This is a genomic window from Planomonospora algeriensis (assembly GCF_977012225.1).
Genome location: NZ_CDRNDK010000238.1, coordinates 1 through 9,621 on the forward strand (window position 1 = coordinate 1; position 9,621 = coordinate 9,621).

A 9,621-nucleotide genomic window follows, 5' to 3' on the forward strand; every position below is an offset into this window, starting at 1 on the left:
CCTGCCCGGCCGGGCCGGCGCGGCCACCGGCGGCACGCGTCGACCTGGTCGGCGGCCTGCTGCTCGCCCTCTGCCTCGGCCTGCTCGTCGCCGGACTCTACAATCCCGACCCGAGCACGTCCGTGCTGCCCCCGTGGGGGCTGCCGGCGATCGTCGCCGGGGTCGCGGCGGGCGCCGCGTTCGCGGTGTGGGAGGCGCGCGCCCGCACCCGGGTGATCGACCTGGCCGGGGTGGCGCGCGGCCCGTTCTTCGCCACCCTCGCGGTCAGCTTCCTGGCCGGCGCCGCGCTGCTGGTCACCCTCGTGGACGTGCAGCTGTCGGCGCAGACGCTGCTCGGGCTGGGGACCCTGGACGGCGCGCTGGTGCTCTCCCGCTTCCTCGTCGCGCTCTCCGTGGCCGCCCTGCTGGGCGGCGTCATGGCCCGCCGGTACGGCGAGCGCCCGGTCGCGGCGCTCGGGCTGGCGGTCGCCGCCGTCGGCTACGTCCGGATCGGTCAGTGGCCGCTCGACCTGGCCGCCGCCGGGTACCGGATGGACGCCGACCTGATCACGGCAGGGCTGGGGCTCGGCGTGGTGATCGCGCCGGTCTCCTCGGCGGTGCTGCGCGCCGTCCCGTCCGACCGGCACGGCGTGGCGTCGGCCGCGGTGGTCGTGGCCCGGATGATGGGCATGCTGCTGGGAGTGGCGGGCCTGTCCGCCTGGGGCTTCCACCGCTTCCAGTCGCTCACCGCCGAGCTGGACACGCCGCTCCCCTTCGGGATGGAGGCCGACGTCTACGCCGAGCGGCTCACCGCGTACGAGGCGGCGGTGAAGGCCGCCCTGCACACCGAGTACAGCGAGATCTTCCTGATCACCGCGGCCCTGTGCGCCCTGGGCGTGCTCGCCGCGCTGTTCCTGCCGCGCCGGCCCGCCGACGCCCCCTGACGCCGGCCGCCGGCGTCGATCTCCGGCGGGCCTCCCGTGTCCACGGCCCGTCCACCGCCCACCCGCGGCCCGCTCCCGACCGCCCCGCGGACGAGCGGGACGCGCCCGGAAGACCGTACGGCCCGGCGGGAGGCCGGGCCGTACGGTGGCAGGTGTCCCGCCGGGCGCTACTTCTTCTTCTGCGCCTGCTTCTTCTCGCGGATCCGCATCGTGACGTCGATGGGGGAACCGGCGAACCCGAACTCCTCCCGGATCCGGCGCTCGATGAAGCGCCGGTAGGTCTCCTCCAGGAAGCCCGAGGTGAACAGCACGAACTTCGGCGGTTCGGTCGCCGCCTGGGTGGCGAAGAGGATCTTGGGCTGCTTGCCGCCGCGCACCGGCGGCGGGGTGGCCGCCACCAGGTCGGACAGGAAGGCGTTGAGGCGGGCCGTCGGGACGCGGGTGGACCAGGAGTCCAGCGCCTTCTCGATGGCCGGGACGAGCCGGTCGACGTGCCAGCCGGTCTTGGCGGAGATGTTCACCCGCAGCGCCCACGGCACGCGGACGAGCTGGCGGTCGATCTCCTTCTCCAGGTAGTAGCGGCGGTCCTCGTCGAGCAGGTCCCACTTGTTGAACGCCACGACCATGGCCCGGCCGGACTCGATCACCAGCGAGATGATCCGCAGGTCCTGCTCGGTCAGCACCTCGCTCGCGTCGATGAGCACGATCGCGATCTCCGAGCGCTCCAGGGCGCTCCTGGTGCGCATGCTGGCGTAGAAGTCGGCGCCCTTGAGCTCGCGGTCGCGGCGGCGGATGCCCGCGGTGTCCACGAAGCGCCAGGTCCTCCCGCCGAGCTGGATCAGCTCGTCGACCGGGTCGCGCGTGGTGCCGGCCATCGGGTCGACGAGCACGCGCTCCTCCCCCGCGAGCTGGTTCAGCAGCGAGGACTTGCCCACATTGGGCTTGCCCAGCAGCGCGACCCTGCGCGGGCCCCGCTCGGCGCCGAAGCGCTGCGGGGGCGTCTCGGGCAGCTTGTCGAGCACCACGTCGAGCAGGTCGCCGCTGGAGCGGCCGTGCAGGGCCGAGACCGGCTGGGGCTCGCCCAGGCCCAGCGACCACAGCGCGGCGGCCTCCAGCTCCATCTGCTGGTTGTCGACCTTGTTCGCGGCCAGGATGACCGGTTTGCCGGAGCCGCGCAGCACGTGGCCGACGATCTCGTCGGAGTCGGTCACCCCCACCGTGGCGTCCACCACGAACAGGATGACGTCGGCCAGTTCGGCCGCGATCTGCGCCTGCTCGGCGATCCGCAGGGCCATGCCGGTCGCGTCGGGGTCCCACCCGCCGGTGTCGACCACCGTGAACCGGCGTCCGCGCCAGGTGGCCTCGTACGTCACCCGGTCGCGGGTCACCCCGGGCACGTCCTCCACGACCGCCTCGCGGCGGCCGATGATCCTGTTGACCAACGTGGACTTGCCCACGTTGGGGCGGCCCACCACGGCCACCACCGGGAGCGGGCCGGAGTCCGGCGCCTCTTCCCGCGAGCTGTCGTCGGTACCCAGATCGGCGAGCTCGGCGTCGATCCAGCCGCGGTCTTCTTCGTGTTCCGTCACACTTTTTCCTTGATCAAACGCAGTACCTCGGCGATGACCTCTTCGAGGTTCAGCGCCGTGGTGTCCAGTTCGACGGCGTCGGACGCCATCGCCAGCGGGTCGGTCTTGCGCGTCGAGTCCAGGGTGTCGCGCCTGGCCATCGCGGCCTTCTGCGCCTCCACCGTGGTCCCGGCCAGCTCGGCCGTACGGCGGGCCGCCCGGGCGTCCGCGCTCGCGGTCAGGTAGATCTTGACCGGGGCCTCCGGCGCCACCACGGTGCCGATGTCGCGGCCCTCGACCACGATGCCGCCCTCGCCGATGATCTCCCGCTGCTCGGCGACGAGCCTGCGCCGCACCTCGGGAACGGCGCTGACCGCGGAGACGGCGGCGGTGACCTCGGCCGTGCGGATGGGCGCGGCGGCGTCGGCGCCGTCCACGGCCACCGTCGGCGCGTCGGGGTCGGTCCCCATCACCAGGACCGGGTCCAGCGCCCTGGCCGCGATCGCCGCGGAGTCGGCCAGGTCGACCTCCTGCCGGAGCATCCACCAGGTGATCGCCCGGTACATCGCCCCGGTGTCGAGATAACGCAGCCCCAGCGCCCTCGCGACCCCTCGCGACGCGCTCGACTTGCCCGATCCCGAAGGCCCGTCCATGGCGACGACCAGCCCGGTCACCGTGTTCATCTCTGGCTCGCTCCGCTCGTGGACGCCCCGCGTGCCCGGGCCTCGGCCCTCGGCGCCGGCGGGGCGGCTTACCGCCCGCTTGAGTTGTCCGTACGAGGTTACCGGGAGCAGGGAGGGAATCACGCATCGACGGCGGACGGCGTACCCGGAGGACCCGGCGGCGCCGGGGCGGGGCGGGGACGGATCGCTCAGCGGACCGGACCGGACGGACCCGACGGGACGGACCCGACGGACTGGACGGCACGGACGTCGGCCGCGGGCCGCTGGCCGGTCCGGCGCAGGTCGGCCCGCGGGGGGCGTCAGGGCAGGTGCCAGCCGTGGGCCCGCAGCGCCTCCGAGAGCGCGGCCGCCGCCTCGGGCTGCACGAACAGGTCGGCGGCGCCCAGCGGCAGACCGGGGGCGTGCTCCAGCCGGACGTCCTCGATGTTGACCCCGGCCGCCTCGGCCACCTGGAACAGCCGGGCCAGCTCGCCCGGACGGTCGCCGATGATGACCTGGACGGTCGCGTAGGTGCGCGCGGGACCGCCGTGCTTGCCGGGGATCCGCCCGGTGCCGGCGACACCGCGGTGGAGCAGGTCGGTGACCGTGCCCATCGCCTCCGCCGCGGCCTCGCCCGCGCCGTCGCACGAGGCACAGGCCCGCAGGGAGGCCGCCGCGGCCGCCAGATCGGCCGCCACCGCCTCCAGGACGTCCGCCACGGGAAGCGCGTTGCCCGACAGGATCCCGGTCCACAGACCCGGATCGCTCGCCGCGATGCGCGTGACGTCGCGGACCCCCTGCCCGGCCAGGCCGAGCGCGGTCGCGGGGGCGTCGGCGAGCCGAGCGGCCACCGCCGCGGAGGCCACGTGCGGCGCGTGCGAGACGAGCGCCACGGCCCGGTCATGCTGGACGGCGTCCACCTCGACGGCCTCGCCGCCGCAGAGCTTGATCAGGGCGCGCAGCGCCTCCAGCGCGTCGGGCGAGGTCTCCTCCACCGGGCACAGCGCCCACGGGCGGCCGAGGAACAGGTCGGCCCGGGCCGCGGCGGGCCCGGAGCGCTCCCGCCCCGCCAGGGGGTGCCCGGCGGCGTAGGAGGACAGGTCGCAGCCGAGCTCCCGGGCCCTGCGGATCGGCAGGGCCTTGACGCTGGCCACGTCGGTGTAGAACCGCGCGGCCCCGGCCCGCTGGAGCCGCGCGAGCTGCTCGGCGACCAGGTGCGGCGGGACGGCGATGACCGCCAGGTCCACCGGCCGCCCCGGGTGCCACTCGACGTCCGGGTCCAGGTCGGCGGGCCGGCCGGGGCTCCACTCGACGCCCGCGCCGAGCTCCCTGGCCAGCCGCAGTGCCGCCGGGTCCCGGTCGGTCAGGTAGACGGTCACGCCGTGCTCCCGCAGGGCCAGGGCGACCGAGGTGCCGACCAGGCCCGTGCCGACGACGAGGACGGACTCCGGACCGCTCATGTGCCCTCCCGGGACGTGGTGACGCATGAGGGAATCATTGAGCGATGTCGACTCGCAGTGCCACCGCGCCACGCAGGTAGACGTGCTGGATCTCCTGGCGGGGCTTGTCGGTCTCCACGTGCGCCATCAGCCGCACGACGTGCGGCAGCGCGCCCGGGACGTCGATCTCGGTGCAGCAGATGAGCGGCACGTCGTGGAAGCCGAGCTTGCGCGCCGCGAGCGCGGGGAACTCCGCGGTCAGATCGGGCGTCGCCGTGAAGATCACGCTGATCACGTCGTCGGTGGTGAGCGCGTTGCGCTCCATCACCTCGGTGACCAGCTCGGTGACCCCGGACAGAATGGCGTCCCGGTCGTTGCCCTCGACCTGGATCGCACCGCGGATCGCCCGCACCATCGTCGTTCCTCCGTACTGTTCACGCCGGATCGCCCATCGCGATCCGGCGTGTCCCGAACGTGCGTATTCAGGAAGATTACAGTCCGACGGCGGCGTACAGTTCGCCGACCTCCTTGACGGTCAGCGCGCGGACCGTGCCCGGCTTGAGCCGGCCCAGCTTGACCGGGCCGAACTCGATGCGGGCCAGGTCGATGACCGGGTGCCCGACCTCCTCCAGCATGCGCCGGACGATGTGCTTGCGCCCCTCGTGCAGGACGATCTCGACCAGGGCCTGCTGCCCGTGCTCCTGGACCAGGGCGAAGGAGTCGGCCTTGGCGATGCCGTCCTCCAGCTCGATGCCCTTTTTCAGGCGGCGGGCGAGCTCCGGCCTGATCCGGCCGGGGACCTTCGCCCAGTACTTCTTCTGCACGCCGTAGCTGGGGTGGGTGAGGCGGTTGGCCAGCTCACCGTCATTGGTGAGGATGATCAGGCCCTCCGTCTCGGTGTCGAGGCGGCCCACGTGGAACAGGCGCTCGGTGCGGTCGGCCACGTAGTCGGCGAGCGACGGGCGCCCCTCCGGGTCCGACATGGTGCTGACGACGCCGATCGGCTTGTTGATCGCGAAGTAGACCAGGTCCGGCATGGTCGGCAGCCGCTTGCCGTCGACGTGGATGACCTGCTTGGCCGGGTCGACCCGGGCACCGAAGCGGCGGACCACCTGGCCGTCGACCGTCACCCGGCCGTCGCCGATCAGCTCCTCGCAGGCGCGGCGGCTGGCCACCCCGGCCTGGGCGAGCACCTTCTGCAGCCGGACGCCGCCCGGGACCTCGGTGGTGTCGCGCTCGTCGACGTAGTCGCGGTCGTAGAAGTCCGAGTCCCGCTTGGGCTGGCGGGCGGTCTTGAACCTGTCGTTCTCGATCGTGCCGGGCCTGCGCCCGGCCTTCGGCGCGGAGGACCGCTCGGGGACGGTACGGCCGCCCTGCGCGGGACGGCCCTGAGAAGGACGGCCCTGGGAGGGACGGCCCTGGGAGGGACGGCCCTGGGAGGGACGGCCCTGGGAGGGACGGCCCTGCCCGTATCTGTCGGCGCGGAACCCGCCGATCGTCTGGACCTCGTCCCGCCGGCCGGGCCTGCCGGACCCGCCGCGATCGTCCCGGCGGGGCGCCCCGGAACGGGGGCCCTCACGGTCGTCACGGCGTCCGAAGCCGCCCCGGTCGTCCCGACGCGGAGCCTCACGCTCATCACGCCGCTCCGAACGGAACCCACCGCGATCGTCCCGACGCGGAGCCTCGGAACGGAAACCGCCCCGCTCCCCCTCGGCGGGCCTGCCGTACCGGCTGCGCGAACCGCCCCGATCGGCACCGAAACCGCCGCGCTCCTCCCGACCGCCGAACCCGCCCCGGTCATCCCGACGCGGAGCCTCACGCTCATCACGCCGCTCCGAACGGAACCCACCGCGATCGTCCCGACGCGGAGCCTCGGAACGGAAACCGCCCCGCTCCCCCTCGGCGGGCCTGCCGTACCGGCTGCGCGAACCGCCCCGATCGGCACCGAAACCGCCGCGCTCCTCCCGACCGCCGAACCCGCCCCGGTCATCCCGACGCGGAGCCTCACGCTCATCACGCCGCTCCGAACGGAACCCACCACGGTCGTCCCGACGCGGAGCCTCGGAACGGAAACCGCCCCGGCCCGCCCGGAACCCGCCGGAGGACGAACCGCCCCGGGAGCCCCCGCGGGTTGCCGCCGCGCGGAGCGCCGCCACGGCTCTGACCGCGTCCATCACCGGACGGGGTACCACGCCTGTTGTTCACTGCTGTTTCTCCTCTAGGGTTTCCACGTCGTCGGGCAGGAAGGGGGCCAGCTCGGGAAGCTCGTCGAGATCCCGCAGGCCCATCCGCTCGAGAAAATACGAAGTCGTCCGGTAGAGCACGGCCTGGCTCTCCGGTTCGGTGCCGGCCTCCTCGACCAGCCCCCTGGTCACCAGGGTGCGCATGACGCCGTCACTGCTGACGCCCCGGATCGCCGCCACCCGTGCCCGGCTCACCGGCTGCCGGTAGGCGACCACGGCCAGGGTCTCCAGCGCGGCCTGGGTGAGCCGCGTCTGCTGGCCGTCGCGGACGAACCGCTCCACCACGGAGGCGCATTCGGCCCGCGTGTAGAACCGCCAGCCGCCCGCGACCTCTCTCAGGTCGAAACCCCGGCCCGCCTCCGTGTATTCCGCCGACAGCTCGCGGAGCGCGGCGGAGACCTCGTGGACGGGGCGCTCCAGCACCTGCGCCAAGGTCATCTCGGCCACCGGCTCGTCGACCACGAGCAGGATCGCCTCCAGCGCGGTGCGCAGACCGGGTCCGTACGGCGTGTCAGCCATCGGCGGGTTCTTTCCTCGCTCGGTCGTCGTAGTCGTCGGCCACGGCGACATCCCCCTCGTCGCTGCCCGTCCAGGTCACGTACAGCTCCCCGAGGGGCTCCACCTGCTCGAAGGAGACCGCCGCCTCCCGGAAGAGCTCCAGGACGGCCAGGAACCGTGCGACGACCTCGAAGGTGCCGGCGCAGTCGGAGGTGAGCGCCCGGAAGGTCGCCCGGCGCAGCCGTCGCAACCGCTCGACAAGGATAACCGCCTGCTGGCGGACGTTGGCGAGCGGTTGGTAGATGTGGGCCACCGAGACCGACGGCGGGGTCTTGGGCGCGAAGGCCCGCCGGGCGATCTCGGCGAGGCGGTCGGGACCGATACCGAGGACCAGCTCGGGCAGGAGACCCGCGAACCGGGCCTCCATCGGCACGGTCCGGGGGAAGCGCAGGGCCTCCTCCGTCATCCGCTGGGAGAGGACCTTCGCGACCTCCTTGTAGGCGCGGTACTGCAGGAGGCGGGCGAACAGCAGGTCGCGGGCCTCCAGCAGGGCGAGGTCCTCCTCGTCGTCCACCTCGCCGGAGGGCAGCAGCCGGGCGGCCTTGAGGTCGAGCAGGGTCGCGGCGACGAGCAGGAAGTGGCTCGTCTGGTCCAGGTCCCACTCCGGTCCCCTGGCCCGGATGTAGGCGATGAACTCATCGGTGACCTTGCTGAGCGAGACCTCGGTGATGTCGAGCTTGTGCTTGGAGATCAGGCCGAGCAGCAGGTCGAAGGGGCCCTCGAAGACCTCCAGGTGCACCCTGAAGGCGCCGTCGTCCTCGGCGGTCTGCGGCTCGGTCATCCGGCCATTGTCCCGCACCGGTCCCCGTCACCGGTCCGTGCCGCTCACCTCACCGGCCCGCCTCACCGGTCAGTACCGTTCACCGCACCGGCCCGCGTCACCCGCTTCGCGGGTCCCCGGTCGGCCGCGGCGCGTCGCCCCTGCCCGGGACGCGTCTCAGCCCTCCGTCGCGTCCCAGCGGGCGAGGACCTCCCTGGCCAGCTCGCGGTAGGCGCTCGCACCGAGCGAGGAGGAGTCGAAGCTGGTGATGGGCTCTCCGGCCACGGTCGCGTCGGGGAAGCGGACCGTCCGGTTGATCACCGTGTGGTAGACCTTGTCGTCGAACGCCTCGACCACCCGCGCCAGCACCTCGCGGCCGTGCAGGGTACGCGCGTCGTACATCGTGGCGAGCAGGCCCTCGATCACCAGTTCCTCGTTGATGCGCTCCTGGACCTTGGTGATGGTGTCCATCAGCAGCGCGACGCCGCGCAGCGCGAAGAACTCGCACTCCAGCGGCACCATGACGCCGTGCGCGCAGGCCAGCGCGTTGATCGTGAGCAGGCCCAGGGAGGGCTGGCAGTCGATCAGGCACACGTCGTAGTCGGGCAGCAGCGGCTTGATCACCCGGCCGAGCACCTGCTCGCGGGCGACCTCCGTGACGAGCTGGACCTCGGCCGCGGACAGGTCGATGTTGCTGGGCAGCAGGTCCATGCCCTCGACGCCGGTCTCCAGCAGCACGTCCTCGGCGGTGACCTGGCGGTCCATGAGGAGGTTGTAGACCGTCAGGTCCAGCTGGAGGGGGTTGATCCCGAGGCCCACGGAGAGGGCGCCCTGCGGGTCGAAGTCCACCAGCAGCACTCTCAGCCCGGCCTCGGCCAGGGCCGCGCCGAGGTTGATGGTGGTGGTGGTCTTGCCGACACCGCCCTTCTGGTTGACCATGGCGACGACGCGGGCCGGTCCGTGGACCGTCCGCGGGCGCGGGTCGGGGAACACCGGCCGGGGGCGCCCGGTCGGGCCGAGCACTCCCCCCACACCGGGGGTCCCGGCGGTCTTGGTGTCGCCCCAAGGGTTCTCGGGGGTTCCGGGCGTCGCCCGGATGGAACCGTCGGTGGTCGCAGTCACCAGTCGAACCTCCCTGACGGCCTCGGACCGGACCGTCCGGACGGACACTATGGCATGAACCCCCTGGGCTGAAAAGTCCAGGTCTTTCCCGCGTCCGCCTTGACAGGTCACGGCTCGGACCTTGATGATGCCCTGCCCCCACCCGGGATGGGGGAGCCGGTTCCCGCTGAGCGCGCCACCGCGGCCGCGGCGACACCCGAGACAGTATCTCAGGAGGCGCCGCCCGTCGCACTACTACGCGCCTCCCGTCCCGCTTCCGGCCGCGCGCCCGCCCGGCTCCGTATCCGCTCCCGGCCGCGCCGCACGCCCGGTCCATGCCCGCTCCCGGCGGCGCGCCCGCCCCGTC

General features: G+C 73.3%; 8 protein-coding genes and 1 pseudogene. 1 reads left to right on the forward strand and 8 read right to left on the reverse strand.

All coding sequences use genetic code 11. The features are described 5' to 3' along the window. Positions 1-923 (forward strand): annotated as a pseudogene (locus tag ACWJ6R_RS22355) (MFS transporter); the annotation flags it as partial. 167 nt (positions 924-1,090) lie between these two features. Here ACWJ6R_RS22355 and der read toward each other — a convergent pair. From der to ACWJ6R_RS22395, 8 genes are all read right to left on the reverse strand, one after another. After that, positions 1,091-2,512: a ribosome biogenesis GTPase Der gene (gene der / locus ACWJ6R_RS22360; RefSeq protein ID WP_449064104.1), complete on the reverse strand. Its 1,422-nt coding sequence runs from the start codon at positions 2,510-2,512 to the stop codon at positions 1,091-1,093. Continuing rightward, positions 2,509-3,174, reverse strand: coding sequence for a (d)CMP kinase (gene cmk / locus ACWJ6R_RS22365; RefSeq protein ID WP_449064105.1), 666 nt, complete (start codon positions 3,172-3,174; stop codon positions 2,509-2,511). The genes der and cmk overlap by 4 nt, the downstream gene beginning before the upstream one ends. A 299-nt stretch (positions 3,175-3,473) precedes the next feature. Continuing rightward, on the reverse strand, positions 3,474-4,613 hold the full coding sequence (locus ACWJ6R_RS22370; RefSeq protein WP_449064106.1) for a prephenate dehydrogenase: 1,140 nt from the start codon (positions 4,611-4,613) through the stop codon (positions 3,474-3,476). Between the two features lie 34 nt (positions 4,614-4,647). Continuing rightward, complete coding sequence (aroH, locus tag ACWJ6R_RS22375) at positions 4,648-5,007, reverse strand: chorismate mutase (protein WP_449064107.1); 360 nt, start codon at positions 5,005-5,007, stop codon at positions 4,648-4,650. A gap of 76 nt (positions 5,008-5,083) precedes the next feature. Next, positions 5,084-5,785 (reverse strand): pseudouridine synthase, encoded by a 702-nt coding sequence (locus ACWJ6R_RS22380; RefSeq protein WP_449064108.1) that lies wholly within the window; start codon positions 5,783-5,785, stop codon positions 5,084-5,086. A gap of 1,008 nt (positions 5,786-6,793) precedes the next feature. Continuing rightward, positions 6,794-7,354 carry an SMC-Scp complex subunit ScpB gene (scpB, locus tag ACWJ6R_RS22385; RefSeq protein ID WP_449064109.1) on the reverse strand — a complete coding sequence of 187 codons (561 nt, stop codon included), beginning with the start codon at positions 7,352-7,354 and terminating at the stop codon, positions 6,794-6,796. After that, complete coding sequence (locus ACWJ6R_RS22390; RefSeq protein ID WP_449064110.1) at positions 7,347-8,174, reverse strand: segregation and condensation protein A; 828 nt, start codon at positions 8,172-8,174, stop codon at positions 7,347-7,349. The genes scpB and ACWJ6R_RS22390 overlap by 8 nt, the downstream gene beginning before the upstream one ends. Positions 8,175-8,330: 156 nt before the next feature. Beyond that, a complete protein-coding gene (locus ACWJ6R_RS22395; RefSeq protein WP_449064111.1) occupies positions 8,331-9,275 on the reverse strand; it encodes a ParA family protein in 945 nt (314 codons plus the stop codon). Between the last annotated feature and the right edge of the window lie 346 nt (positions 9,276-9,621).

What these genes read in the sequence shown, in the direction of transcription:
- cmk (WP_449064105.1), bottom strand. Translation starts at nt 3,174, where the DNA reads ATGAACACGGTGACCGGGCTGGTCGTCGCCATGGACGGGCCTTCGGGA.
- ACWJ6R_RS22370 (WP_449064106.1), bottom strand. Translation starts at nt 4,613, where the DNA reads ATGAGCGGTCCGGAGTCCGTCCTCGTCGTCGGCACGGGCCTGGTCGGC.
- aroH (WP_449064107.1), bottom strand. Translation starts at nt 5,007, where the DNA reads ATGGTGCGGGCGATCCGCGGTGCGATCCAGGTCGAGGGCAACGACCGG.
- scpB (WP_449064109.1), bottom strand. Translation starts at nt 7,354, where the DNA reads ATGGCTGACACGCCGTACGGACCCGGTCTGCGCACCGCGCTGGAGGCG.
- ACWJ6R_RS22390 (WP_449064110.1), bottom strand. Translation starts at nt 8,174, where the DNA reads ATGACCGAGCCGCAGACCGCCGAGGACGACGGCGCCTTCAGGGTGCAC.